This window comes from Rhodonellum sp. (genome assembly GCF_030656585.1).
Lineage (GTDB): Bacteria > Bacteroidota > Bacteroidia > Cytophagales > Cyclobacteriaceae > Rhodonellum > Rhodonellum psychrophilum.
On record NZ_JAUSPP010000052.1, the window covers coordinates 16,774 to 43,597 of the forward strand.

General features: G+C 40.0%; 21 protein-coding genes. 8 read left to right on the forward strand and 13 right to left on the reverse strand.

From position 1 onward, the window contains the following. Position 1: 1 nt before the first annotated feature. The 9 genes from Q7J63_RS12680 to Q7J63_RS12720 all read right to left on the reverse strand — a co-directional run bounded on the left by Q7J63_RS12680 (position 2) and on the right by Q7J63_RS12720 (position 11,323). The gene (locus Q7J63_RS12680) at positions 2-1,531 is read right to left on the reverse strand and encodes a hypothetical protein (RefSeq protein ID WP_304886608.1); all 1,530 of its coding nucleotides are present in this window, start codon (positions 1,529-1,531) and stop codon (positions 2-4) included. Next, positions 1,503-2,273: a hypothetical protein gene (locus tag Q7J63_RS12685; RefSeq protein WP_019598220.1), complete on the reverse strand. Its 771-nt coding sequence runs from the start codon at positions 2,271-2,273 to the stop codon at positions 1,503-1,505. Before Q7J63_RS12685 ends, Q7J63_RS12680 begins: the two co-directional genes overlap by 29 nt. After that, a complete protein-coding gene (locus tag Q7J63_RS12690; protein ID WP_304886610.1) occupies positions 2,257-2,544 on the reverse strand; it encodes a hypothetical protein in 288 nt (95 codons plus the stop codon). The genes Q7J63_RS12685 and Q7J63_RS12690 overlap by 17 nt, the downstream gene beginning before the upstream one ends. Before the next feature lie 175 nt (positions 2,545-2,719). Further along, complete coding sequence (locus tag Q7J63_RS12695; RefSeq protein WP_304886612.1) at positions 2,720-5,002, reverse strand: hypothetical protein; 2,283 nt, start codon at positions 5,000-5,002, stop codon at positions 2,720-2,722. 24 nt (positions 5,003-5,026) lie between these two features. Next, positions 5,027-6,055, reverse strand: a complete 1,029-nt coding sequence (locus tag Q7J63_RS12700; RefSeq protein ID WP_304886613.1) for a hypothetical protein — start codon at positions 6,053-6,055, stop codon at positions 5,027-5,029. 42 nt (positions 6,056-6,097) lie between these two features. After that, positions 6,098-7,093 (reverse strand): hypothetical protein, encoded by a 996-nt coding sequence (locus Q7J63_RS12705; protein ID WP_019598225.1) that lies wholly within the window; start codon positions 7,091-7,093, stop codon positions 6,098-6,100. Between the two features lie 182 nt (positions 7,094-7,275). Continuing rightward, complete coding sequence (locus Q7J63_RS12710) at positions 7,276-8,226, reverse strand: hypothetical protein (RefSeq protein ID WP_019598226.1); 951 nt, start codon at positions 8,224-8,226, stop codon at positions 7,276-7,278. A 20-nt stretch (positions 8,227-8,246) separates the two neighbouring features. Next, positions 8,247-9,533 carry a S8 family serine peptidase gene (locus Q7J63_RS12715; protein ID WP_304886617.1) on the reverse strand — a complete coding sequence of 429 codons (1,287 nt, stop codon included), beginning with the start codon at positions 9,531-9,533 and terminating at the stop codon, positions 8,247-8,249. 350 nt (positions 9,534-9,883) lie between these two features. Beyond that, positions 9,884-11,323, reverse strand: a complete 1,440-nt coding sequence (locus Q7J63_RS12720; protein WP_304886619.1) for a hypothetical protein — start codon at positions 11,321-11,323, stop codon at positions 9,884-9,886. Between the two features lie 593 nt (positions 11,324-11,916). Here Q7J63_RS12720 and Q7J63_RS12725 point away from each other — a divergent pair. The 7 genes from Q7J63_RS12725 (at position 11,917) to Q7J63_RS12755 (ending at position 19,621) form a co-directional block, all read left to right on the forward strand. Then, positions 11,917-12,786 carry a sugar phosphate isomerase/epimerase gene (locus Q7J63_RS12725; RefSeq protein WP_019598231.1) on the forward strand — a complete coding sequence of 290 codons (870 nt, stop codon included), beginning with the start codon at positions 11,917-11,919 and terminating at the stop codon, positions 12,784-12,786. 930 nt (positions 12,787-13,716) lie between these two features. Continuing rightward, positions 13,717-15,984, forward strand: a complete 2,268-nt coding sequence (gene katG / locus Q7J63_RS12730) for a catalase/peroxidase HPI (RefSeq protein WP_370691909.1) — start codon at positions 13,717-13,719, stop codon at positions 15,982-15,984. A 1,348-nt stretch (positions 15,985-17,332) separates the two neighbouring features. Continuing rightward, positions 17,333-17,665: a hypothetical protein gene (locus Q7J63_RS12735; protein WP_304886623.1), complete on the forward strand. Its 333-nt coding sequence runs from the start codon at positions 17,333-17,335 to the stop codon at positions 17,663-17,665. 534 nt (positions 17,666-18,199) lie between these two features. Then, the gene (locus Q7J63_RS12740) at positions 18,200-18,466 is read left to right on the forward strand and encodes a type I restriction endonuclease (RefSeq protein WP_370691910.1); all 267 of its coding nucleotides are present in this window, start codon (positions 18,200-18,202) and stop codon (positions 18,464-18,466) included. 28 nt (positions 18,467-18,494) lie between these two features. Beyond that, complete coding sequence (locus tag Q7J63_RS12745) at positions 18,495-18,788, forward strand: transposase (protein WP_304886625.1); 294 nt, start codon at positions 18,495-18,497, stop codon at positions 18,786-18,788. Then, complete coding sequence (locus tag Q7J63_RS12750; protein ID WP_304886627.1) at positions 18,785-19,099, forward strand: hypothetical protein; 315 nt, start codon at positions 18,785-18,787, stop codon at positions 19,097-19,099. The genes Q7J63_RS12745 and Q7J63_RS12750 overlap by 4 nt, the downstream gene beginning before the upstream one ends. Before the next feature lie 3 nt (positions 19,100-19,102). Beyond that, complete coding sequence (locus tag Q7J63_RS12755; RefSeq protein ID WP_304886639.1) at positions 19,103-19,621, forward strand: IS3 family transposase; 519 nt, start codon at positions 19,103-19,105, stop codon at positions 19,619-19,621. Positions 19,622-19,780: 159 nt separating this feature from the next. Here Q7J63_RS12755 and Q7J63_RS12760 read toward each other — a convergent pair whose 3' ends face one another. From Q7J63_RS12760 to Q7J63_RS12775, 4 genes are all read right to left on the reverse strand, one after another. Then, entirely contained in the window at positions 19,781-20,503 is a 723-nt protein-coding gene (locus Q7J63_RS12760) for a hypothetical protein (RefSeq protein WP_304886629.1), read from the reverse strand. A gap of 35 nt (positions 20,504-20,538) precedes the next feature. Next, positions 20,539-20,841 carry a hypothetical protein gene (locus Q7J63_RS12765; RefSeq protein ID WP_304886631.1) on the reverse strand — a complete coding sequence of 101 codons (303 nt, stop codon included), beginning with the start codon at positions 20,839-20,841 and terminating at the stop codon, positions 20,539-20,541. Positions 20,842-21,787: 946 nt separating this feature from the next. Further along, entirely contained in the window at positions 21,788-25,774 is a 3,987-nt protein-coding gene (locus tag Q7J63_RS12770; RefSeq protein WP_304886632.1) for a two-component regulator propeller domain-containing protein, read from the reverse strand. Between the two features lie 184 nt (positions 25,775-25,958). Continuing rightward, entirely contained in the window at positions 25,959-26,102 is a 144-nt protein-coding gene (locus tag Q7J63_RS12775; RefSeq protein ID WP_304886634.1) for a hypothetical protein, read from the reverse strand. Between the two features lie 112 nt (positions 26,103-26,214). Here Q7J63_RS12775 and Q7J63_RS12780 point away from each other — a divergent pair, with 112 nt between their 5' ends. After that, positions 26,215-26,820 (forward strand): hypothetical protein, encoded by a 606-nt coding sequence (locus tag Q7J63_RS12780; RefSeq protein ID WP_304886635.1) that lies wholly within the window; start codon positions 26,215-26,217, stop codon positions 26,818-26,820. Positions 26,821-26,824: the final 4 nt, after the last annotated feature.

Below are 26,824 nucleotides of genomic sequence, written 5' to 3' on the forward strand. Positions count from 1 at the left end.
CTTAATTTTGTTTTAAGTGGCCTAAATACTGTAAAGGGTTGTTTGGTTTTTCCAATGGATCAATAAGAGATGAATCCTTCTCATTTTTTACCAGGGCAAGAAAATGAAGGTCAAAGTTTCCAAAAGCATTCAAAATCATCCTTGCACAGCTGAAGGTTTCATTGTCGTTGCCTAAGTATATTTTTCCGTTGTAAAGCTGGCATTTATTGGATTGATCAGAAGGTAGCTTTTCACAAACCGAAGGATGTATGCTTACATGTGGATAATTTAAATGGACTAGATCCGCTTTATCCTTTTCATGATTCATGGTTTCCAAAACTTTTTCCACTACATTTTTTCCATTCTCTTCAGTGATGGATTTGGCCCTCAGTGCAGCAACCACCTCACTTTCTCCCAAAATTTCTGATAAATCCCTCTCCATTGGGATATGATCATTTGTTGCATAAATTATTTTCCCATTTCCATCATACACTCCTCCATAACAAAGTTTATTGCTAATATCTGGTTGATTCTGTGTCGGGGTAAAAAGAATCAAATCTGCAGGTTGCAGTTGATCTTCTTTGATTGATTGTCCTCCATTGGAAGTGTCCAGCGCAGTTTCAGGATTGAACATTCCTTTATCAGATGTTGGAAGCTCCTCCACTACAATTTCCGCATCCTGTGTTGTGTTTTCTCTCTTCTTATCATGGATGTTTTTGATTTCCTCCTCTTCAATGTCTTTTTCCAAAAGATCAAATCTGGTTTCCATGGCAATGGATCCAAGATCATAAGAATTGGCATACCTCATGCTTTGGGCAATTTTCTCGAATATTTGATGTTCATTTTTTTCAGGATCATAAGTGGACTCAATTTTTTCAGGGAATTTATTTAATTGGGAAGTACCTTCAGTATCGTTTTGCCTGAGGATTTCAGTGGGAGAAATCTCTTTCCTGCTTATCGTTTTCTTTTGGGTTGGATCAAAAATCTTTTCCCCTTGCAAAATGGCCTTGATGTCATTGGCAAGTTCTTCATTGCTCACTTCGAAAGAAGAGGTATTGTGCTCATTTTCAGGGCTTTCTTTTCCATGTGCCTCAGTTCCTTCATCTTTTTGGATGTCTTTTGAGGTGTTTTCAACATCCTCTTTCATCATGGGATCAGTATTGTTTCCAGGATTTTCATCCTTTTTTTCACCATTTTGAGGTTCTTTTGAAGGCTGTGTCGAAACCACTCTCTCTAATATTTCCTCCTCTTCTTCCGTTCCCAAAACCTCCGCATAACGGGTATCTTCTTTTTCTTGATCAAAGGATTCTACATAAAAAGCTTCGCTTTGAAGACCGTCCTCAAAGCTCAACTGAACAGCGGGATTTCCGTTTCTGTATCCATCATAGATGGATTGTGGATATAAATCTAAGCTATAGGAAAGATTGATGGACAGGCCTTCGTCAAAACGGGTTCCCTTTACCTGAACTGTTTTTTTTTCCTTTTTTGCCTGTGGCCTATACTTTTTGAATTCTTCTGCGAGTTCAAAAAGTTTTCCTTTGTTCTCTTTCATTGTCTTGCTGATTTATGTCGATTTTAAAAATAGCAAAGGGGTCAAGGGTCATCACCAATTCGTTTTTCCCTTTTTTCAAGGTGTCTGGACCCACCTCGATTTCGAGTTTCCTGTTGTCTGAGGTGAGCACATGGACCAGCTTGTTGTTAACCACCGCAACCGGTTCAAATCCAGCATCCAAATGGAGATTGTTTCCATCCACAATGATGATTGGTTTTGCCCCTGACATATTGAGACTTACTTTTCCCACCGACGGGGGTGTGCTGTGCCTTTTTGATTTTTTGATGATGTCTGCAAGGTTTTTATAGGAAATCTTGTTGTTGCTGACATTGGCTATATCTACATTTTTATTTTCAAGTTTCTCCAGATCATTCACTGAGGTAACCCCCATTTTTCTCAATGATTTCCTTGTTTCATTGTCCACATCGATTTTATCGATAGTTATGGCATCCTTTGAAACAGGTTCTCTCGTGGTCTGCCGTATTTGTTGATCCGTAATAGACCCCAATTGAATTGACAATCGGGAAGCACCACTCTGTCCAGGCTGCGCGGTAATAAATTTCACCTCATCACCATTATATGTGGGGAAAAGATGCAGGTCCAAGCCAACATCTTTTACGGTATAGGTCAAAGGCTTATTGATTGCCTTAATGGCCAATGTTTCCCTTGCCTTATCAAGTTCCACTACCAATGAATCAATAAATGATTCCAAGTTCCACATTGCATTAGAGACTGTCGCCATGACTTGCTTTATTTTCAGTTATTTCAATGTTGACTTTTAATTGATGAAAGACTGGCAAAACAGTGGTTTCCACATAATATAATGGAGGAGAACAACCTATTTTTAAGCCCTCATCATTTGTATTCAAAATCTCAAGCTGAATGGGTATTTCCAAATCCGCTTTTTCAAGCTGCACAAGAACCTTTTCTTCTAAATCAAACAGTAATCCATCCAAATCAACCATCTGACTTACAAAACCACTCATTTCGAGCATTGCCTCATCGATTTCCATAATTTATTCATGAAGTGTTGTTTGTCTTTTATCGGGAAAGGATCTTTTTATTTTTTCCGGTAGAAGACTTACCTTTTTGTCAAAAAGAACTTTTCGGCCTTCCAGCTGTATCTCAGGTTGCTCTTTTCCTTCGATATGAATTGTTTCCGGGAATATGTTTTGCTGTTCCATAGGGTCATTGTGATTTTGTTCCGATAAAGTGGGCGGAAGAAAATTTTGGAAAATAAACCTCCTCATCCAATATTTCATTTACCATTCCTGCGGCATCTGTTCCCATGATTTTACTGATAACATAAGATTGAAAACTACCTTCGGGATATACCCACAAAGAAGATGTTTCTCCTTTTTGTCCTTTAAAATCCACACTTACTCTAGCCGCCAACCCGGATTCGGAGACATAATTTTCACTTCGGAATGCCATCAATCGTTCGTCATCCAATGGTTCTTTTTGAAAATGCTTCATCAACTCATTGTAGGCTTCCAGACTTACTTCCATACCGGACATGATTTTTGTGCTGATTTTGCGTCTGTAATCTGACGACTCATCCCGGGCTGAATCGTGGATTACTTTCCGCCTTACCTCTAATTTCTTTATGTTTTCACTTTCCTCATTGATATGGTAATAGTATTTGCATTCCATGTCAATATTCCATCTCTTGTGCGTGGTTGGCCCTCCTTCCCAGATCTTATGCCAATAATTTCGGAATCGATTGACATCATTTAGCATGAAATGATCCCGCATACGGCCACCGACTCTCTGGAAGAGGTACCCGTTTGAGAGGTAGATATAGTGGTTTTTAAATGTCCCCACTGTTTTATTTTCTCTTTTCCAATTGAAAGTCAATTCTACTTTCAGGTCTTTTTGTAGTGGCAATTTGGAGATTTCATCCGCCTCTAGGAAAATATCTTGGATAGGGAGTCCTAGAGGTATGTTTTTGATGCGGTACTTTTTTTCAAGCAATATTTCCATCGTATTTCCATCCTGAATGATCAATTGAAAAATACCTTTTGGAATATTTGCTCCTTGTTTTGATTCCGGGTCTTCATTCATCAATTGAACAGGAAAATGGATTTTCTGCCTAGAGTCATACACTACTTTCGCTTTGCCGGAGATGGGAGTAGTATGCGCATGAAGGAATTTTATGGACAAGGAATCATCGAATTTTGCCTTAATCGAAACAGCTGATTTAAAGCTCATTGAATTCACTATTTGATCCAAAGCAGGATCATCTACACCTGGGTTAATCCTTTCGAGATGATCCAGTTCCTGCTTGGAGTGTTTAAGACCTGCATCTGCGATGGCATTAAAAAGTTTCAAAGGCTGTTCTCCTACAGCTTTAATCGTTTCTGGAGACAATAAATTCTGCAGCAATGGCATAAGGGCTGGTAGGGCCGCCAACAAGGCCGGAGCGACTTTTGCCTGGCTATATTTGCTATTGGCACCATTGCTACCATTGGGATGTCTCATTGCTGAAACAATTTTATCCAACCCGGTATCATTTACACCCGGGTTAATTTTTTCCAAATGATCAAGTTCCATTTTTTGAAACTTCAGGGCACTGTCAGAGACTGCCTGAAAAAGCTTTACTGGACTATCTCCTATGGCTGTAATGGTTTCTGGAGAAAGCACTTTTTCCAGCAAAGGCGCAAGCTGCAGCAACAGCGCGGGATTGATGGATAAATCACGGCTGTAGATGGATTTGTTTTCTGCCAATCCGTTTCCATTTTCTGTTTTTGGCGTTTGGCTTTGAATAACTTGTAAAATTGCCTGTAAAACTTCAGGAGAAATCTGCTGCATGATCTGTTGCAAGCCTCCCTGCCCAGGTTTTTCGTTCTGGGGGATTGTTTTCCCGATTTCAGGCAACACTTGTCCGGCAGTTTCCACTATTTTTCCAATGGTAGGCAGGGCATTCACCAAGCCAGGAATCAACTTTCCAATTGCCGGTAATGCGGTCCCCAACAAAGAAGGCAAGGCTCCGAGAAGAACATTGAAAAACATGGCCTCACCTAATTTCTCTTCTTTTAACCGAAATGGAGCGTGCTCAACGATAATGTCATGATTCAACATTGGTTTTTGAGTTGATAACGTCATAATCTTAGGTAATTTAAAATCATCATTTTCCCCTGAAACCGTACCTGATAAGGTGACAACCTCTGAAATGGCAGGTGATAATTGGCTGGGGTTTTTAAAGCTGAAAAGCTGAATAAACCTTGAATTCCTATCCATCACATTTTTTGGCACCGCAATCGGGAATTTCGTATTGAACCCATTTCTGTTAGGAACCCGGGATAGAATTGATTCAGATTGGTATTGAATGTCATCTATGAAGTCCAGCCCGTTGAAATTTCTTTTTGATTTCCCAATCTTATACTGATAGTATGCATTGTTACCAATATCCGCTTCGAAAATATATTTATCACCTACATTATTGATGTGTTTCAGTATCGCTAAAGCCATGGGTTCTACCTTTCAGAAATTCCATCACCTCTGTTGGGTTGCTGCATTTTTCTCTTCCTGTGAAACAGGACCATACATTTGGGCAAAATTATCCAGTTTGAAATAATCTGTTTTGAACTGAATTTTAACAAATCCTCTCAATTTTGCCTTTAATTCATCTTCTGATTTACTTTTTGTTGTGGAGACACTGAATTGGGTTTGTCTTGTACTGCTAGTACTCCCGAATCTTGGCCCCCCAAAAATAGAACCCAATAAGCCCCCACTGAAGCCTCCCGATGTTCCGGAGGAGGAGCTGGTTTTTACAGCTGCTTTATCAGCTTTGTCTAACTCACGTGTTCCCTTGAATTCAAAATTGACTTCAGCTTCCACCTCTCCCTTTTCTACCACCAATCGAGTCACTCCCATCAAAATCATTTCCCGCAAGGCTGCACGGTGTTCTTGGGCCATTTTGATTTTGGCATCCATGATTTTGGCTTTTACCTCATTGTCTCCAATGTCCACTTTTTCTCCTTTGGCATTGGTCAATTCCATCTTTTCTCCACCTTCTTTATCATCCTCCATTACAATTCCAAACTCATCACTGTTGTTTTCTGCGAGGTAAGCAAAAGTGGTCGTATTGTCCACTTGCTGTATAAAGGTGGACAATCCTGTTGTAGCCTGCTTCATCAACCGGATATAGTCATCCGTTTGGGCTTTCATCACAGAAATGTTCGCGTCAAAAACAGCTTTGAGCAGGTCTCTTACAAATTTTGGGAAATCAACAGAATCAATTAAATCCTCAAAAGCGTCTACTCCTCCCTCAAAACCTCTTTCATGGCGTTTGTCATTCAATAAATCACTCGATTTTTTTACGGTATTTTTATTCATTTGAGAGGCAAGCTCATGGTTTCCATTGCCCATCATTATTGCCATCTGTTCATTCATGACATCCTGGTAAATTTTCTTTTGGTCCACATAAGGCATGTGAGGGAAAGAGGAAGAACTTGCCAAAATGTTCCTTGTCCGCTCTTTGGCGGCTTCTTTCATATCAGTAAAATTGGTTGATCGCATCATTTTTTATGTTTTTAACTTTAAGAAAGTTAGTTTTCAAACCATTTAGAAATCCCAATCATCTTCCCCAAATTCATCCATTTCAGCTTTTTTAGGCTTCAATTTCTCCTTCTTATTTTCAGTCGTGCTTGGAGAATCCCCTAATTGGCTTTGGGAGATGATAAAGGATTCAATATTTTTCAAAAATTCCTGAAAAGCACTTTCAGACATCAAGCCTTCATCAAAGCTGGCAATAGTGGCAAAGATTTTATGACCACTTACCGCAGCGGTCCTCATGGCAGAGACATTTGGCTTGTATTGGAATTCTTCCTGACAGATCCTTTCAATTACATTCCACATGGATCTTCTGTATCCCCAACCCAATTGGGCCTTTACATTATCATCATCAATGATGGCAACTGCTTTTTCGAATTGGGTATACATTTCCGGTAGGATTGCCTTTACCATTCCGCTGGAATAGGTCGTCAGATTATATTGAAGTTCCTTGATCGCCTGAAAAATCCCAGCTTTGGATATGATATTAAAGTTGTTGTCCTTGGACTCATATTTGTCAATATATTTGACCGATTCTGTCATCAAAGAATCCCATAAAGGTGAAAAATCTCTATTTATGGCCATCTCATCCAGAACCTCTCCGTCTCCACTATCGAGTACAATCTTATAGAACATGGACCTTTCTTCAGCCGAAGCATAAGCGTCACGCATTTTATAATAACTGTACAATTTATTGGCGGTATTCCCTTGGGGGATGTCCAACATACCGGAAGTCCAACGCATTAAAACCGCATCAGCCACCCTCATAATACCCAGATCATCGGCAAGGGTCTTGATGTAATACAGGGTCCCAGCCGCTAAGATGTTTTCAACATCAACCCCTTGTTCATCTGCCGTCTCAAAATAATCAACCACATAGTTAAAAGAATAGGGGCTTCCATTCTGAAAAACATTGGTTACCGGATCATCTGTCTTTATTGACTTTTTAAGGGCATCTGTGTATGCCAAAGCCAGAAATTCATCATACTGTTCGAGAACATCTTTCATGGGTTTATTTAATTAATGATTAGCAATAGCAATGATTTGAATGACACTGGTTCTAATATTTTAAGTGTTTTGATAAATACAGGGCTTGACTGTTGTGGCCTGATTTCCTGGCAATAAGGTATCTGATTTTCAATTTGTGCGCTTTTCGCTTTCCAGATAACCTCCCTCAGTTTTATTTACCTTTATCCACCAAATGATTCAGTAGAATCCTCCTGAAAATCGCTTGCTTCCCGGTCATCTTCTTGATAGTCATCAGAATCATTGGAGCCACCCTGAACTCCCTGACCTTTTTGCTTGATTTTTTCAATGTCCTGATCCGTTATTTTAAGACCAATTTCCGCAAGGTATTTGACCATATGCTGCCGAATCTGTGGCGTTCCCCTCAACGGGTCAATACCTCCTGATTCAAAAAACTCATCAACCAAGGAATGAAGATTTCCATAATTCAGGTATTTTGTGATGATTTTTTGAATGGCATTAATGGGCACCCCATTCAAGTAGGAAATATTGGATTTCGCTACTTCCTCGAATATTTTTTTGCTTTGCTGCTCTTGAAGATTCAGGTGTTTTCCTTTGATGACCTCCCGTGCAAGCAGCCTGTTAAAATAAGGCTTAATCTCTCTTTCACAGGTAATGATCACCCTTTCACTGATTCCCGCTGCATCCTTGACTTTTTCTTTATAGATGACATAGCTCAAGGCATACACATACAGATATTCGTGGCTGAGTAAAAAGCGGAAGGAATGATCTGTACTGCTTCTGTTAATTCTGCTGCTGACATCCCCAATCACCGCATTGAAGCCATCCCGAGTTAGTTTTGCTTTGGTATTCAGATTTGCATCTTCGGAGGCTAAAATTTCACTCAATTTCCATCCCTTAATTTTTGAATTGTAGCTAAAACTTTTTTTGGACAGCACATCATTTACCTTAGTAGTTAGTTTAATGATTGCCGGATCAATTTTCACATTCGGGGCATGGATCTTAAAATCAGAGGGAGCGCGAAATTTCCCCAAGTTCAACAGGGGAAAATCAGGGATGGTCGGCTGTTCTAATACTGCTGCCCGAGACCCGTTTCCCAATCCCAGTATGGATCCTTCAAAGGGGAATTTTGGTTTGTTTTCTTCATTACTCATGATATTTCCGATTAGGTTTTTTAAATACTGAGTTTAAATTGTAGGAGTTTTATGGCATCCAAAAGATTTATTCGCCCATATCCGCTCTTGATATCCTTTATTCTATGGTCGAGTCGGTCAGCAGTATGCTTCAAGATATATTTCACCTGATTGTCCTTGAGTTGTACCCCCAAATTAAATGCGTAGGACTTTAACAAAGCTATTGCTCCAGCTACAAAAGGGGATGCCTGGGAGGTGCCCGATGATAAGGAATATTTGTTGCCTGGGAAGGAACTGATGATATTGGCCCCTGGAGCCACAAAAGAAACATGGTGCCCGTATGTCGAAAAACCGGCCACTTGATCCCTTTCATCAACTGCTCCAACAGCAATGACTCCTGGAAGGGCTCCCGGATAATAAAGGTCCTTGTTTCCATCGTTTCCTGATGCGGCAACTATCGTCACTCCTTTACTCAATGCATATTTTATCACCTCTTCATGTGGCAATCCACCACCTTCATTTTTTATGCCCAAACTCATGTTGATGACATCAACTCCTTGATCAACAGCCCATTTGATGCCATTGTTGATGTTTCCTTTAAGCCCAGCTCCAACCAGTGCATTGCCTTTTTTTAGTGATCCCAATACTCTTACAGGTAGGATCTTGCATCGGGGAACTACGCCCTTGTTCATTTTTATTCCCTTGGCACACAGAATCCCACATACATGGGTGCCATGGCCCACCTCATCAAAAGGCTCATCGTCTAGATGGAGGTAATCACCGATAAACTTATCCGCTCCGTCTAAAATATCCACGAAGTCCATACCCGGGAGCAAGACCTCGGATAATTCTGAGTGATTGTGATCAACTCCGGTATCTAAAACCGCGATGGTTATGTCCGGATGTCCGGAGCTGAAGGCATGGGCTTCATTAAGAAATATCGTTTCTGAAGGATTTCGCCTAAAACCCATCGGCTCGGAAATTTGAGGTATATCTGTTACTCCAATTCCAATAGCTTCTACTTTTTTTACCGAAGGAATAAGTTTTATTTCTTCCACCAAACCCTTTGGTATTTCCCTGTCCTGCTGAAAAATAATCCTGTAAACACAATGTAGACCACTCTTAATTTCATCTGGCGACCAACTGCTTCCAACAGACTTGTATTCGGAAGCATACCAAACAGGTAAGTTGTATTTTTCAAAAAGGGCCGAAAAAACCGGTAAAAAATATTCTGAGGCAGGTATTTTCTTGGATATAATATCTCCCCAATAGGGCAGGTCGACTGCTGCTTTACCTTGTGCCATCCAAACAATGATGTGATTTTTCATGACGATTCCACAAAATGTAACTCAGTATTAATTACGGAATTATTTCAGATTAAAAGAAGAATTTTAAAAAGGCTGGGTAAAGCAGAAGAATTGATTACCATTTTTCGTATATGACTGAAAAACAATGGTTTAATATTGTTTTTTCTATCAAAAAATGACATTTACAGAAGTTTTTCATCTTAAAAAAAACACTGACCAAGAGTATATTGGCAATTGCTGATTACACATGCTATAATTTTGGAATGGAGGAATGTATCCTATTTGGCAAGAACAATGTGCCATTGAAAAACCCTTTGGGTCATACCCAAAAGAGTTTTTCATTATTTGAAAAGGCGTAAAAAATTATCCTTTTAGGGTCGAGAAATTAAGTTTAATGGCAGAAGATAGCCAATGGTTTTATTGATATCAAAGATTTCGATACCCAAAGGATGCCATGGAAAATTGGTCTCAATAAATTCAACCCGTTTGGAAATTTCCAATGCATCAGATTTTCCAATAGGGGTGATGAAGGAGTCCTTCAACATATTCAACAAATGATGCATCCTCCTGTATTGAGTGCTTAGCATCTTGTTTTTTTTTGAGATTGTTTCAAGCTTAAATTGAAACCAATCAAGGTCTTTTAGTTCTAAAATACTGATAAGCTCTAAAAATTTCATCAAAATCAACCAGTTTTGATGTTTTAGAATTGTAAAGGACTTGGCATTGATCGCCTTAATGACTTCTTTGAAGTCTTTTTTTTGAAAACTTGAAAATATCGAATAGGCCTGCCATTTAAAATGGCAATTTTTATGTTCTGACATGATCTCAATTTTTGCCGCTTCCTGGAGTATTGAAAATTGGGTTGATAGATTCGAAGATCGAAATGCAAGAAGAAATTTCAATTCACAAATGATAATCTTCCAATATTCATGGTTGCCTAAGACGGCTTCTGCCTTTTGTATCCATATTGATCCTTCAAAATTATTGCCTAAGCATAAACAGCATTTGATTAATTCTATATAAATCAAACCCCTTACCTGTGTTTTATCGCGATACACCTGATGATTTTCTATTCCATTCGAAAAAATCATCAAAGCTATGTAAGCTTCTTTATAGTCTCTTTTTTGAAACATTTTATTGATGGTGAAAAACTCCTCCAAAAGCCATCTGTTTTCACCATCGGCATAATAATTTTGGTCTTTCAGTAATTTTTCTCTAAAATCTTCATCACTGATATGAAATTTTTCTATAGACTCTTTTTGATATCTATTCAAGTAGCAATAAAAATCAATTTCTTCATGGAGGAGTTTGATTTGACTCCTTACTGAATTTCTATAGGCAGATACTTTTTCAGAAAATGGAAAATATCTTGCATAAAGTGCTATTGCCTCAATATAAATATGGGGAAGTTGATGTTTTATAGCTTTGTCAATAATCTCTAAAATTAAAGAATGGGCCTCTTTCAAAAGCTTTTTATCGATAAAAATGGTGAAACAACACAGGTTTTTATGACAGTCCATCTCTACTTTTAGTTTGTCATCCCCATGGTTTTCCTTGTTTTGTAAAAAAAAGAACATAATCAAATCATCCCATAATCGCTTCCTCAATTGATAATAGGCTTGTTTTGAATATTTTTCATCTAAAAATGGTGTTGAATTTTCTTTTTTAGTTTCATGGTTAAAATTCACCCATTCATCAAATAGCATAAGTTTCTTTCCTTCACCACCCTTCTTTCCTGAGAGCAAAAAGCTCCTAAAAGCCTTGATGTCAGAGGCACTTAAATTATCCAAAATGACCTTAAAAGTTTTCAAGACGATTCAAAAATTAGATTTTTAACCAAAAGAACTGCTGGAGCAAAATCAACATAAAACGCAAAATGATTAAACTAATAAATTGAGTTTTAATTGAATTTATATTTTAAAATATAGTTTAATATGATTTATTGTAATTTTTATGTAATTAATTCAAGATATAAATAATTTCTAAATTAAAAAACAGTTCCATTTGTTCCAACCACAAAATATAGCTCCCCAACACACTTTTTTTGATTGGATGAATGTCATTTCTCCCAATCCTTAGCAAAATTCAGAATGGCTGACAAAAAAACACTGTCATAGAATTTTAGATGTTGGATTGTATAATTCAGAAGCTGGCTTGGGACAACCAGGAAAATTTCTTCCTTTGGCAATTGATATTTGGCTTAGTGAACCAGCACCCTCAATGAGTTGATGAAATGCTTGTGGGCAAAAAGCAAGAACGACTATTTCCATAGTACTTTAAATTGATTTTTTTGCTTTATTATTTAGTGGAATTCAGGCCACAAAAAAATTTCTTTTATACCCAAGTCTGGTTTAACTTGGGCTTAAATTCAATTTTACGCTTCACAAAACCTAAAAAAACCAAAATGAAAAAGATTGTTTACACACAGGTACTGGCGATGATTCTCCTGCTTATCGTAGGATGTACCAGCGATGCACAGGATCGTCTGGGCGGAGTAAGCCTTTACACCGTCCGAAATGAAATGGGAACTGATCCCAAAGGAACCCTGAAAAAAGTAGCGGATATTGGCTACAAGTTTATAGAGGCAGCCGATTATAGTGACGGTAAATTTTATGGAATGTCTCCCGAAGCCTTCAAAAAAGAACTTTCGGATTTGGGCTTGACCCCTTTGAGTGCCCATATGGGTGCCGCCACGCTGGACAATATTGACGTACTCATTGCGGATGCAAAAGCTGCCGGATTCAAGTATTTCGTCGCTCCCGTGCCTCCGATGGGTCTTTTTAAATTCGATCCGGAAACCAAAAGTCTCTCCATGTCCGAAGATATCGAAACACTTGCCGACATCCTGAACACCATGGGTCTTAAATGCAAAGCTGCAGGCTTGGAGTTTTTGTACCACAACCATGGTTTTGAGTTTGAGGAAAACAAAAACGGAGTGATTCCCATCGTTTATTTGCTTGAGAAATTGGATGCCGATCATGTCAATTTCCAATTGGATCTGTATTGGGTGGCCAAAGCTGGCGCCGATCCGGTTTCTTACTTCAAAAAATATCCAGGACGCTTCGTGATCTGGCACATCAAAGACATGGATGACCAAGGAAGGTTCGCCCCGGTAGGTGAGGGGAATATTGATTTCAAGAGGATTCTCAAGGAAAAAGAAACTGCGGGAATGAAATATTACCTTGTGGAGCAAGACCAGACTTTTGATGGTTTGGCTCCCTTGGACGCCATCAAAATCAGTCATGAAGGAATCAAGAAGATTGGTTTCAAATAAAATTGTTTCCAATTCATTCATTTGCTCAAATGAAACCGAGCAACAACCAAAAAGCCCCAAGTCGAAAGATCTGGGGCTTTTTTTATTGTCGGGGATTGAACCCGTTTTATGCATTTCGAATGCCATTCAATGCGGTATTTATCTGATAATTAGTCAGGTGCTGACTTTTATTGACTTCACCCTATCGGTATCAGGAATTGGTCTCCCAGTTGTCTGATTTCTTTTGGTTTCCATATCCTAAGAAAGCCTAATCCATATTTCGGGTGAAACCCGAAAGACACCGAAAAAGTAACGCATCTAACTTGATTAAGGGAGTTGGAAACCTGGATTCCGTTTCCAAACGGGATCGAAACGGCAAGAAAATCGGACTGTTTAAAGAATAGGGAACAGTACCGATTCGGTGGAGGCAAGAATAGAAACCATGACTGATGGTCAAACAATTTCAGCTTGGAAGAGCATTGGTAATGGATGACCCAGCTCAAAACAAGATATCAGTTCCGTCCAAATTCAATTTTCCGAATGACTTTTATCTGGATCAGCCAATCGATTTTTTTGGTTCTCTTCCTCATGTGATTCACACGATGAACTTCTATGAAGTATTGCACCAAAAGACCAGGTGTATTTTCTTTTGGGGAAAGATGCTGGCTACCCAATAGGGTAAGCAAAAAACCTCGATCAACTCAAATTCTTGAACCCTCAAATCAAGCCCTTCATTTTTCAACTAATTTTTCCCCACTTAATCAGGGCAAGGGAAGCGGGCAAACCCCTAGCACCAAAGAATTTAGTGTTTTCTGATTTGTTTTATCAATTGCAAATAGAAAATTTCGATTTAAAGCCATAAACATAATACCCTACTTTTGATTTCGATTAGTACGATTCATCATTTAAACAACGAATATGAACATGAAAAAAATATTACTCTTGTGTGGGATGCTGCTTTCAAGTGTGTTGATCGCATCTGGCCAAGAGACCGACTACAAAAAAGAATCAGTAGACGGTTGGTCCGGGGCGACCAAGAAAAGCCCCAGTGCAGCGAGAGCGAGCAGCAATATAGATTGGTGGCCAAACCAGCTGAACTTAACGATGCTTCGCTACAACACCTCCAAGTCCAACCCAATGGCGGAAGATTTCAACTACATCCAGGAATTCAACAGCTTGGATTATGAAGCGTTGAAAACAGACATCCGTGCAGTCTTGACAGACTCGCAGGATTGGTGGCCTGCGGATTTTGGTACCTATGGCGGTCTTTTTATCAGGATGGCCTGGCACAGTGCCGGAACATACAGAAGTGCTGACGGTCGCGGCGGATCAAGATCCGGGCAACAGCGTTTTGCCCCATTGAACAGCTGGCCGGACAATGGCAACTTGGATAAAGCAAGAAGGTTGCTTTGGCCAATCAAGCAAAAGTACGGGAACAAGATTTCCTGGGCGGATTTGATGGTGCTGACCGGAAATGTATCTCTGGAAACCATGGGTTTTGAAACCTACGGTTTTGCGGGAGGAAGAGAAGATGTCTATGAGCCTGAGTTGGATGTATATTGGGGTAAGGAAACCAAATGGCTGGACGACAAGCGTTATTCCGGCGACCGTCTATTGGAAAATCCATTGGCAGCGGTTCAGATGGGATTGATCTATGTGAACCCAGAAGGACCTAATGGAAACCCAGATCCATTGCTTGCCGCGACTGACATTCGTGAAACATTTGCAAGAATGGGCATGAACGACGAAGAGACAGTTGCGCTGATCGCAGGTGGACACACCTTGGGCAAAACCCACGGAGCAGGTCCAGCAGAAAATGTTGGCGCTGAGCCAGAAGCTGCAGCCATCGAGGAGCAAGGTTTTGGATGGAAAAGCACTTACAAGTCAGGCAAGGGCGCTGATGCCATCACCTCCGGTTTGGAAGTGACTTGGACATCTACGCCGGCACAGTGGAGTCACGATTATTTGACATTCCTGTTCAAATATGATTGGGAGTTGACGAAAAGCCCTGCAGGTGCGCACCAGTGGGTTGCCAAAGATGCCGGGAATATTATTCCTGATGCATTTGATGCAAACAAAAAGCAGCCACCGTACATGTTGACTACGGATATTTCTTTGAAAGTCGATCCCGTGTATGAGGAGATTTCCAGGAGATTCCTGGCAGACCAAGATGCCTTCAACAAAGCGTTTGCCATGGCTTGGTTTAAATTGACACACCGCGACATGGGACCAAAAACAACCTATTTGGGACCAGAAGCACCTACGGAAGATTTGATCTGGCAAGATCCCATTCCAGCTGTAAACCATGCGTTGATCAATGGACGGGATATTGACAATTTGAAAAAATCCCTGTTGAATTCAGGATTATCCATTTCTGAAATGGTGACGACTGCTTGGGCTTCGGCTTCTACCTACAGGATTTCTGACAGAAGAGGAGGCGCTAATGGTGCCAGAATCCGATTGGCTCCACAAAAAGATTGGGAAGTAAACAACCCTGCGCAACTGAACAAAGTATTGACAGCATTGGAGAAAATCCAGAATGACTTCAATTCAAAATCAGGAGCGAAGAAGGTATCTATGGCAGACTTGATCGTCTTGGCAGGAAATACGGGCGTAGAAAAGGCCGCAGCCAATGCCGGGCACAAGATCGAAATCCCTTTCACCGCAGGTCGTATGGATGCTACAGCGGCACAAACAGACATCGAATCCTTTTCCTTGCTTGAGCCGATGGCAGACGGATTCAGAAATTATCTGAAGACCCAATACACAATTTCCACCGAGGAGTTGTTGGTGGACAAAGCGCAGTTGTTGACATTGACCGCTCCCGAAATGACCGTACTGGTAGGTGGGATGCGTACGCTGAATGCCAACTATGACGGTTCCAAAGAAGGTATCTTTACCGACAAGAAGGACATGCTTACGAATGATTTCTTCGTCAACCTCTTGGACATGCGTACCGAATGGAAGGCGGGTGACGAGACCAAGGAGATCTTCGAGGGCAGAGACAGAAAATCAGGAGACCTGACCTATACCGCCAGTCGTGTGGATTTGGTTTTCGGTTCACACTCCGAATTGAGAGCCTTGGCCGAGGTATATGCACAGGAAGATGCCAAAGAGAAGTTCGTGACGGATTTTATAGCTGCCTGGAACAAAGTGATGAACTTGGATAGATTTGATGAGGTTTACAAGAAAAACCCGATAGCGATTTCCAAAAAATAATTTAAAAAGCCAGTCTGAGAGGACTGGCTTTTTTTGGTTTTTAACCAGGGTGAGGCATTTGGTTTCTTAATTCAAAATACGGATTAACAGCAGAAAGATCCTTTTTAACACATTTTTTTATTGAACAAGAAATGTGTTAACCAACATTCCTTCCCTAAAGTAGCTCGCATTAGAACCAGAGATAAGGATTTTTTTATTATAAACATTATCGAGAATTTTGGTAGGTTTTTATTTGAGGTACAAGGAATCAGCGAGCTTGAAAAAGTAAAAAGCTATAAATATGACACCAAGCCTGAAAATAAATATGGCTTTTGGACTATGAAACTTAGTGAAAAAGATAGGATGACATGAATATTATTATCATAATATAAGACATGATAGATTTAGGTATAAGAATTTTCTTTAACGATGTCTTATATGTTTTGATTGGATTAGACCATAATAAGGTTTTTCGAAAGTTTTTTTCCTTTTGCCTTGGAGTTAGGCAAAGGTGAATGCAGTTTGCTCATTCTACCACCGCAATCATATTTCTGTGGAACAAAATAAATTACAACCGCGCTATCAATGCCTTTGAGGTGCGGAGGAAAAAGCAAGTGTAGCGCACTTTGAAATGCAGCTGGTCGGAATGGAATAGCAGGCTAATCTTGCTGTACAGCGGCGGATTTGGTGAATGAAGGAAATTCTCCCGTAATTTCTTAGGGGAGCGATCGAAATGAAGCTACCAGAGTTGTATGGGAGGGGTGCTGATTTTCCTTTTTTAAACCGTTTTATGCAATACTAATTCAATATTGTAATTGATAGGTGATCAATTAGTTTTGACAATTTATGACTTCACTTTAATGGTGTCATAAATTATTCTCCCAATAATCTGATTTCTCTCAGTTTCAATTCCTTTTGTAAACCTATTGCACACTTCTTGTTTAATTTTTAAAGCCTACCAATTCATCATTAAATTTGTTGGATATTTCAGTTTTTGGAAATTGGTTCTTAACCCTGAATTGAGATGAGGATTTTTTATAAAATTTAGATGTCCTTTATATGGAGGATTGCAATATATTCGCAAAAAAAATCTCAAAGTATTTTTTCTTCTTTAGGTTTTATCAATCAAAAATCTGATTCTTCGACTATACCTTTTTCACCCAGCAAAACAAGTCCAGTTATTTAGGCAGTTAGGAACATAATTTGAATAACGATTTTTCACATCCAAGAATCATCTTGATTGTCTCAAGATTATATTTTGAAATTTCACCGTGTTTTTAGTTTTTTTTATTTTGATATTGCGAGCAGGATTATTTATCGGTTTTATTCTTTCAGTTTAATTTTTAATATAAATCTAAAATCAAATTTTATGAAAAAATTACTTTTATTATGGATGGGAATATTCTTTGCAGTTGTTGCAAATGCACAGGTTAATCCCAATAATCATTATGTGAAACCTCACACCAAAAGTAATGGTGTCTTTGTAGAAGGGCATCATAAAACAAATCCTAACAGTACCATTAGGGATAATTATTCTACCTATCCCAATGTTAATCCTTATACAGGGAAAACAGGAACAGTTAATCCTAATTCTGGTTATAAAGCCCCGACTTATAGTGCTCCTGCCTATAAAGCTCCAGTTTACAAAGCTCCGGTTTATAAGGCCCCGGTCTATAAAGCGCCAAATTATAGGAAACCCTAGTTAATAATTCAGTGAAACCGATAACTTATCCCATTAAATAATTATTCCTTTAAAAGGTTTAAAGCCTGTAGATCTCTTTGGTTTGCAGGTTTTTTATAGTTTACACTAATGGAATGACTTTGTATAAAAACATTTAAAATCCTAAAATTTAAAAAAAATTATAGATGGAAACCGTAATTTTTTATTTTTTGGAATAAGCAATATTCTTATTTTGGTTTTTCCAGAATTAAATAATTCTAAATGCAATTTACTTTTATTAAAAAAATATCCTTAAATATCCGATTGAAATTGGTTAAGATCGATTTGTTTTGACTTTTACTTTGGAAAATAAGCCCCTCAACAAGAAAACAGTTGCAAAAAATAACCTTGCAAAACCCCTAATATATTCCCAGCTAAATCATTTGCATGCTTTTTTAATTTTCAATGGCTTTTAATGAAAACTCTAGGGTTAAGATCCCAGCTATTCTTCATCTCATGCACCTTGGGTATGCGTATGTTCCTGTCAAACAGTAGATTCGTAGGGAGAATACAAACATCTTCGAGGATATTTTTATAGAAAATTTACAAGCCATCAATCCTGAAACCACAAGGGAAGACCTGCTTCGTTTGTTGGATGAGATCAGCTTGGAACTGGATTATGAAGATTTGGGCAAGAAATTTTATGAGCGGCTGACCTCAAACTCGGTAGTAAAACTGATTGATTTTACTAATCCCGAAAGGAATTCCTTTCATGTCACCACCGAACTGACCTGCAAGAGTGGGGATGATATAATACTCCCCGAAATTGAGACCAGAGGTTAAGTTAAAAAAACCATTTAAATTTAACCTTATGAACAAGCAGACAAGAAGGAAGTTTAGCCCTGACTTTGAGGCAAAAGTAGCCCTTGAAGCGATCAAGAACCAGTTTACATTGGCGGAATTGTCCAAGAAATTTGATGTGAGCCCTGTTGTGATTTCAAAATGGAAAGGGGAGTTTTTGGAAAATATGGCAAGTGTTTTTGAAAAAGATAATGTCAAGAAACAAGATGAAGGTCCTGACCTGGATCAGCTATATTCCCAGATTGGGCAGCTTAAGGTTGAGAATGATTTTTTAAAAAAAAGTTGCAGGAAGCTGGGGATATGAAAAAACGATGTGATTTAATCTCCCCTGATTTTAATAGACTGTCTGTAAGGAGACAGTGTGAAATATTGGATATTCCAAGAAGCAGCCTCTATTACAAACCGACAGGGGAAAAGACAGAGAACCTTGAAATGATGAGGATCATGGACAGGCACCTGATGAACCATCCTTCAGAAGGAGTGGTGTCGATGGTCTATCTTCTGACCGGAATGGGTTTTGTCGTAGGGCCAAAGCGGATCAGAAGGCTCTTCAGATTGATGGGCAGGGAGACGCTGTACAGGAGAAAGAACCTGACCAAAGCAGGCCTTAGGTAATACATAAGGCCTTATCTACTCAGAAACCTCAAAATAGAAAGGCCCAACCAAGTCTGGGTTACCGATATTACCTACATCCCGATGCCAAAGGGGTTTTTGTACCTGACAGCCGTGATGGACGTCTACAGCAGAAAAATTCTTTCCTGGGGCCTGTCCAACAGCCAAGACGCCAAATGGTGCAAGCAAGTACTTCAGGAAGCCATCCAGATATACGGGAAACCGGAAATCGTCAACTCCGACCAAGGAAGTCAGTATACATCTTCAATTTGGATAGGTTACCTTGAAAAAGAAGGAATAAGGGTATCCATGGACGGGAAAGACAGGGCCTTGGACAATATCTATATCGAAAGGTTCTGGAAGTCCATCAAATATGACTATATCTACCTGAACCCCTGCGATGACGGCTACGAGTTGGCAAAAGGTCTACAAAACCAGATGGCATATTACAACCAAAAGGTCCATCATACCACAAAGCAAAAACCGGATGAGATGTATTTAGGGGCAACAGAAATGGCAGCGTAACCAAACAGTAATGAACAAATAAATTAACTTAGCAACTGAGACTTCTGGTCCAACAAATGGGGAGTGTTATAATTCTTGCCATTTTAAGTTTCTAAATATTATTATAATGTTGTTTTGAGAAACCAAAGCTGTTTATTATAGCTTTCCGTTTTTCCTACCTCATTGCTCAAGCCATTCAAAAGCATTTATAAAATAGTGATCTGCATAGCCTCTCCAATCCAAACCGTTAAAGCCAAACCGTGCCAATTGTCTTTGCGGTGAACCGGGAGAAGGAATCGCCAATGCGGTTACCTGGTAATTTCCGATCCAGAAAACTTTTGAAATTGGGCTTGTGATATGCTTGTGATTTCCACCCAGACCGGCAATAAAATCGGCTTGAAAATTCTCACTCAATGCGGTATCCACTTCTCCCAATGGGTTATTGCCATTGGAAATGATCTGTTTTTCAAGGTCTTTAAGCACCCCTTTAGAAGTGCAGAGGATTTTCCGGACCCCGTTTTGAATCAAGGATTGAATACCTTCCCGGTTATAGGACCTGCGGATGAGTTTACTGTCCTCTGAACTTAAACCATGTCTTTCGCAAGAAGCAATGGTGTCTGAAATAACGATCTGTCTTTGAGCCAAACTTTGTATGATCAAGCTTGGGTCCGGAGGCAGTAGGATTAAGTTGTCGAGGTGTTTACTGTATAGGCCCCAAAGCCCGCTGTCAATACTTCCATAAAAAAACCTGACTGATCCTTCGTGCTGTCTGTTTTGCTGTTTAATAGCGTTGTCATGGTCAGTATATTCATATACCGGAAAGCTGCCCAAAATCAGTTTGGTTGCTCCGGTAATCTGTCCTTGTTGTAAGTAGGGGTGTGTTTCTATTTCTCCTATGGGCATATTGGTGATTTTTCAGGCTGATCGCTGTAAGTGATTTATAAAAGGGCCGCTCCTCCCACAATGGCTCCAAAAACAGCTATCAAAAGAATAATCCCAATCAGTGAAATCACCAAGCCTGCAATGGCCAAACCTTTTGGTGCTTTAAATACCCCAACGAAGGATAAAATCAAACCCAAAAACCAAATAATCCATCCCAATACTGGAATCCATCCCAAAAATATTCCAATCAATGAGAGGACGAAACCAGCTGTTCCAAGTCCATTGGACTGGTTTTCAGATTGATTGATGATAATTGTTTGTCCTGATGGATTTTGAGGTTTTTGAAAATCTTGTGTCATGTGAATTCTGTTTAACTTGGATGTGATGTTGAAGCTAGAATGATTTTGATTTGAAGTAAAGTAAATCTATTTTATTTTTATTTGATGCGGTGGATAGATATATAAGTGTGTGGAATCTGAAGATTACTGTAGGATTTTTAAGAATAAGTGCAAAAAATCGTATCTGACCTTAAGAATTATTTTATTAGAAGTCTTTTAGATGATAGTTGGTTGCATTTTTATCAAACCTACACAATTTCATTCAATGAGAAAATACCCTTAACAGGGTATATTGGTCTCTTTAAAAAATAAATTATTCCTTTAATAATGCTAGTAGGTGAGCTCGGCCAATTTTAGGGTAGTGATTAGTGGAAAAATGGTTTTTTAAATCTTTGTAATACCTATAGAAAAGATAAAACAAAAAAAATTTCAAAGACCATACATTTTATTTTTAAAGATAAAAATTCCCAATTACTGTAGGGTAGATGTTATTGCAATGTTTACATCACCTGTTCTCCAAGCACTTGGCTAAAGTAGTTTAATTCCTTTAATGCATAATTGATTATCGTCAGCGAACTGAATAAATATTTATTTCCTACCCAAGTTTATTTCTGCAAAAATCCAATATATATTTCCATGAATATTAACCCATTTTAAGCATTGCCAATTCAATTCTTTAATTACTTAGTAATCATTTAGTTGTTTGTTTTTTTAATTTCCCCATATCGCTGCAACACCTTTTTCTCTAAACACTCTCATTTTCTTGCAGTTTCAACACCTACCAGGAAACGGAATGGAAATTTCGGGTTTACCCCGTTTTCATCGGGGTTTATCAAGTTTTTACCAAGCTTTAATCTATATTTACGTCGGGTTTAAATCCAAAAAACCCTCTGTTTTCTGTATTTTCAGTAAAGAAGGAAGTTCCCCGCTTCTTACTGCAATAGCATTGTGTTTTTATAAGACATGCTCATTTTTCTTTTTCCAGAAATTCGTTTGGCGTAAGACCATAAGTTTCTTTGAAACATTTGATGAAGTAGGAGGGGGAACTGAAACCTACCGCATAGGCTATTTCTGAAATGGATTCGCCGGATTTTTCAAGCCTCTGTATGGACAGTCGGAGTCTTTGGTCCCGAATAAATGCTGTGGTGGAGAGTCCGGTGAGTGCCGTCAGCTTCCTGTGCAGCTGCATCCTGCTCATGCCGATTTTTTTGCAGAATTCCTCTACCGTGAAATTGGAATCCCCAAGGTCCCCGTCAACGATACGCTGGATTTTCGCGAGAAATTTCTCATCTGTGGAAGTGATGGCGATTTCATTGGGGGAAATTTTGGTTTTTCCTGAATACCTGACCCTCAAGTTCCGCCGCAACTCTATCAGTTTTTCTATCCTTACCAATAGCTGTTTGATCCCAAAGGGTTTGAGCATATAGTCATCCGCACCTACCTCCAGCCCCTTAAGAATGTTGTCTTCCTCGGATTTGGCCGTCAACAGGATAATCGGGATGTGCGAGGTCTTTTCGTCGTTTTTCAATGTCTGACAGAGTTCAATCCCGTCCATTTCCGGCATCATCACATCTGAAATAATCAGATCCGGAATTTTCTTTAAAGCGATAAAAAGCCCCTCTTTACCATTGTCGGCTTCAAGAATTTGGTAATAGGGTGTAAGTTCACTGATGATAAATGAGCGGACCTTACAATTATCTTCCACCACGAGTACAAGTGGTGCATCTTCTCCGGCGGGTATTTCATTTGCTTTGGGCCCGCTGCCCTCGGTATATTCTTCCTCTTCCACGATCTGTTCGGGGCGGAATGCATATTTTTCCACAGGAATTGTCAGGTCGACTTTGAAGCCATCTTTTTCTTCCAAATGCAGGTTGATCTGGCCTTTGTTGAGTTCCACCAAGTCCTTGACCAAGGGAAGACCGATCCCAAAACCCTCTGTCTTGGCATCAGGTTTATAGAATTTGTCAAAAAGATGTGAGATCTCTTCTTGGCTATACCGGACCAAACTTTGATTGGAAACGCTTAGATGCAGTTGCTTTTCTATGATTTGGGATTTCAGCATTACTGCCGTCCCGGGCTTGCCGTATTTGATGGCATTCTGAAGGAGGTTGCCCACAATCTTTTCGATTTTGTCGGGATCAAACCATACCTCGGTCATCAGGGGGATTTCTGTCTTGATCCGGATGTCTTTTTCTGCAGCAAAATAGAAGAAGTTGGAAACTATGGACTGTAAAAGAAGGCCCAAATTCCCTTTTTGAATTCTTAACCGCAGCTTCCCGGATTTTATTTTGGATACTTCCAGGAGTTGGTCCACCAGGTTCAGGAGGCGCTGGGAATTCTGTTTGATCAAGTTGAGCTGAGACTTGAAAATAGGGCTCTCTGACTGGCTCATCAGCCTTTCCACAGGTCCGGCGATCAGGGTCAATGGCGTCCTGAATTCATGAGAAATATTGGTGAACAGATTGGTTTTGAACCTGTCGATTTCAAGAAGTCGGTCGGCCTCTTCCTCTTTCATTTTTATTAAAAATTTTATTTGCCAACGCCATTTGAGGTATTGGTAAACCCAGATCACTGCCACGGTAAAAAACAACAAATAAGCCAATTTGGCCCATATACTCAGGTACCAAGGCGGCAGTATGGTGAATTGGAGCGAAACGGGCTCTTCAGACCAAACACCATCATAGTTGCTGGATTTGGCCAAAAAATTATATTCCCCGGGGGACAAGTTGGTGTACCGGGCCTGATGGTTATTCCCAGCCAAAACCCAATTTTCATCATGGTTTTCCAATTTGTATTGGAACTCATTTTTGTTCGGAGAAGAAAATACCAAGCTTGCCATATTGATGGTCAGGGTGTTTTCATGGTGCCGCAAGGTGATTTTATCACTGAGAGCGACCGGTTTCTCAAAAATGTAGAGTTCGGTAACTGCTGTTTTTGGGGGGATTTCATTGAGTGAAATATCTTCAGAGCTGAACCAATAGAAGCCTTCCAAGCTCCCAAAATACAATGATCCATCCCTGTTTTTGAAATAGGCTCCTGTATTGAACTCCGTGGCAAGGCCATCATAATTGGTGTAGTTGGTGATGGTGTAATCTTGGGATTGGGGGCTTGGAACGGTGATTTTTGTGATGCCTTTGTTCGAGCTCAGCCACAGGTTGCCGGATGCATCGGGCAAAATCCCATAGACCACATCATTGGCCAGCCCATCCTTGGTGGATATCCTCTTCAACTCCTTCGTGTCGATGTTCAGGGCGTTGATCCCTGACCCGTTTGTGCCTATCCACAGGAGGCTTCCTCCGTCAAAGTACAGGGATTTGATGCTATTGGAGGAAATCGACTTTGGGTTCTCCTCTTGGTAGGAGAAGGGATGGAATTTTCCGGAAGTGAAATCAAACCGGGCGATTCCCTGGTTTTCGGTGCCGACCCATAATTCGCCTTTTCTTCCTTCCACTATGGTCCGGATGTTGTTTCCAGGGATACTGAAAGGGTCATTGGGATCATGTAAAAATTGTTGTTCCACACCTTTTTTCGGGTCAAACTGGATCAGCCCATCATTGCGTGTCGCCAGCCAAAATCTCCCGGCGCTGTCTTGGAATATTTTCCAGATGGTATTGCTGGGCAGGGGTATTTTACTGTCGGGTTTAAAATGCCTGAACTCGCCTGTTTTGATATCCATGATGCTGAGTCCTTCTTCCTGATAGCCGATCCAAAGCTTTCCTTTTCCATCGCTCATCAGACTCATGACCCTATTGTTTGCGATGGTATTGGGTGATTTTCCTGCAGTGGTGCGGGTTTCCCAAGTTTTGGTTTTTGGATCAAAGAAGGTAAGACCTTTGCCTGATGTGCCAATCCAGATTGTATTGTTTTCATCCACATACAATGCCCGCACGACATCGATGTTGATGTTTTCAGGCACCTGTTGGTTGTGGAAAAAATTGAATTTTTCCAGATACGTATCGTGAAAACTCAACCCGGCACCATCAGTTCCAAACCAGAGCGTCCCGGTGTAATCTTCGTAAATACAGAGTATATCGTCATAGTGAACAGAACGCGGGTTTTGTTTTTGGTAAGCATAGTTTTGGATGGTATTGTCTTTTGTGTTTAGCCGAATGATGCCTTGACCATACGTTGCCGCCCAGATTGTGCCTTTGGTATCCACCATGATATCCAAAATCATTTCTTGGTCCAATTTCCCGGGCCGATTATGGAAAAAAGCCTGAATGGATTTTGGGGATTTTTCTCCTTTGGGGAGCACCATTATCCCTGCATTTAAGGTACCGATCCAAATGTTCCCGGCAGGGTCTGGTATCGCGCAGGAATAGATATTGCCGTTTTCGGGGAATTGAAAATCAGTGACGGATTGATTTTGGATGTCCCACAAGACCACACGCTCTTTAAAGGTGAGAAGGAGATGATTGTCGTCAAGGTCTGCGATGTCCAAAATTTGGCGGGAAGGCGCCGTCCATATCATTTCGGGCGATTGGATACTTTCGTTCCATCTAAACAATTGACCCGAAAATGTTCCGATCCAAATATCCCCATGAATATCCTCGTGGATGCTGCTTGCGGCATGTACTCCCTTAATGGGGACAAATGCATCTTTTCCGGGATTCAAAAGCTCAGGAACCGAGGATTCCGGGATGATCCAAATCCTGTTTTTACGGTCGGCGATTACTTTCCCCAATTGCAAGTGGGACTCTTGCGTGATGTCTGCAAATTTTTTGTTGAACACCTTGAATTCTTTGCCGTCATACCTGTTCAGTCCCTCTTGGGTGGCGATCCACAGGAAGCCATGGTTGTCCTGAGCTACTGAGACTACGGAATTTTGGGAAAGGCCATCATTGACCGACAGTTGTCTAAAGGAAAGGTCTGTCTGGCCAACTGCCGGCACCGCCAAATACAGGAGAATCGGAAGCAGAATTAAAACGCTATTTTTTCCAAAAAGTGATTCCATGATGTTTGGATAAAACTTAAAGCTCCAACAAATATTTCGTCAATTATCCAAATATATCAAATTTCGCAGAAAGGAATATTTTTATTTGGACGATATCCACCCCAATATTTAAGGATGTCGAATGCTTTAAACCCCTGTGCTGCATGATCCATTCAATTCCAGCCTGAAATGGATTCACAATCAGTCAGATGTTGCCTGTTTTTGCCTTCACTCTATCCGTATTGTGGCTTATTCTCCAAACAGTATGATTTTCCTTCAGTTTCAATCCCATTGGGAAATCAAATGCATATTTTGGGATAAATCTGCTCCCATTTCTTAACACATCCATCCTGCTTTTTTAGAATTGTTACAGGACGCATACCCATTGATACAATGGAGATATTCTCTTGATTTTGGCCGAATTATTTTTGCCATCATTTTGATTTAATCCAGCATTGAAAATGACTGAAAAAACAAAATCCAACAGCAAGCAATTTTGGATGTGCTTCCTGATTATCTTCTTGGTAATTCTGGGCTTTTCCTGTCAAAAAAAGCGCTCGCTCATACCTGAAAACAATGGTAAGTCCTTGCAGGATGAGGAGTTGTCAGCAAAGGATTTGTCCTTGAAGATCCCATTTACAAGAGAAGAATTGAAAAACTGGATTCCAACAGCTCTGGGAGATTTCAAAATTATCAAGACCGTCATTGGGTACAATGAATCTGTTGACATGAGTGCCATAAAAGCAACCTATAGCCATCAGTCAGATTCGACAAAACAGATAGTTTTGGAGGTGCTGGATGGAGCCGGGCCAGTTGCATCGGTTCTTTTGTCAGGAAGTATTCAAAAATTAAATCTGGATTTTGAGGAGTTGAAAGTGAATGGGTTTTCCAGGATCCACGAAAGGAAAGGCCGAAGGGTTTGGGAAGCTGAATATACAAATCAAGGGGTCGCTGAACTTGAATTTATCCACGCCGGAAGATTTCTTGTTTCGGTAAAAGGCAAGCATCTCCGGAATGAAGACGTATGGGCTTTTGCGGAAAAGCTGGATTTTGAAGGGTTGAAATAAAGTT

Bases quoted from the DNA above. Each gene is read 5' to 3' on its own strand.
- Q7J63_RS12680 (WP_304886608.1), bottom strand. From the start codon at position 1,531: ATGAAAGAGAACAAAGGAAAACTTTTTGAACTCGCAGAAGAATTCAAA.
- Q7J63_RS12685 (WP_019598220.1), bottom strand. From the start codon at position 2,273: ATGGCGACAGTCTCTAATGCAATGTGGAACTTGGAATCATTTATTGAT.
- Q7J63_RS12690 (WP_304886610.1), bottom strand. From the start codon at position 2,544: ATGGAAATCGATGAGGCAATGCTCGAAATGAGTGGTTTTGTAAGTCAG.
- Q7J63_RS12695 (WP_304886612.1), bottom strand. From the start codon at position 5,002: ATGGCTTTAGCGATACTGAAACACATCAATAATGTAGGTGATAAATAT.
- Q7J63_RS12700 (WP_304886613.1), bottom strand. From the start codon at position 6,055: ATGATGCGATCAACCAATTTTACTGATATGAAAGAAGCCGCCAAAGAG.
- Q7J63_RS12705 (WP_019598225.1), bottom strand. From the start codon at position 7,093: ATGAAAGATGTTCTCGAACAGTATGATGAATTTCTGGCTTTGGCATAC.
- Q7J63_RS12710 (WP_019598226.1), bottom strand. From the start codon at position 8,226: ATGAGTAATGAAGAAAACAAACCAAAATTCCCCTTTGAAGGATCCATA.
- Q7J63_RS12715 (WP_304886617.1), bottom strand. From the start codon at position 9,533: ATGAAAAATCACATCATTGTTTGGATGGCACAAGGTAAAGCAGCAGTC.
- Q7J63_RS12725 (WP_019598231.1), top strand. From the start codon at position 11,917: ATGAAAAAGATTGTTTACACACAGGTACTGGCGATGATTCTCCTGCTT.
- katG (WP_370691909.1), top strand. From the start codon at position 13,717: ATGCTGCTTTCAAGTGTGTTGATCGCATCTGGCCAAGAGACCGACTAC.
- Q7J63_RS12735 (WP_304886623.1), top strand. From the start codon at position 17,333: ATGAAAAAATTACTTTTATTATGGATGGGAATATTCTTTGCAGTTGTT.
- Q7J63_RS12745 (WP_304886625.1), top strand. From the start codon at position 18,495: ATGAACAAGCAGACAAGAAGGAAGTTTAGCCCTGACTTTGAGGCAAAA.
- Q7J63_RS12750 (WP_304886627.1), top strand. From the start codon at position 18,785: ATGAAAAAACGATGTGATTTAATCTCCCCTGATTTTAATAGACTGTCT.
- Q7J63_RS12760 (WP_304886629.1), bottom strand. From the start codon at position 20,503: ATGCCCATAGGAGAAATAGAAACACACCCCTACTTACAACAAGGACAG.
- Q7J63_RS12765 (WP_304886631.1), bottom strand. From the start codon at position 20,841: ATGACACAAGATTTTCAAAAACCTCAAAATCCATCAGGACAAACAATT.
- Q7J63_RS12770 (WP_304886632.1), bottom strand. From the start codon at position 25,774: ATGGAATCACTTTTTGGAAAAAATAGCGTTTTAATTCTGCTTCCGATT.
- Q7J63_RS12775 (WP_304886634.1), bottom strand. From the start codon at position 26,102: ATGGATGTGTTAAGAAATGGGAGCAGATTTATCCCAAAATATGCATTT.
- Q7J63_RS12780 (WP_304886635.1), top strand. From the start codon at position 26,215: ATGACTGAAAAAACAAAATCCAACAGCAAGCAATTTTGGATGTGCTTC.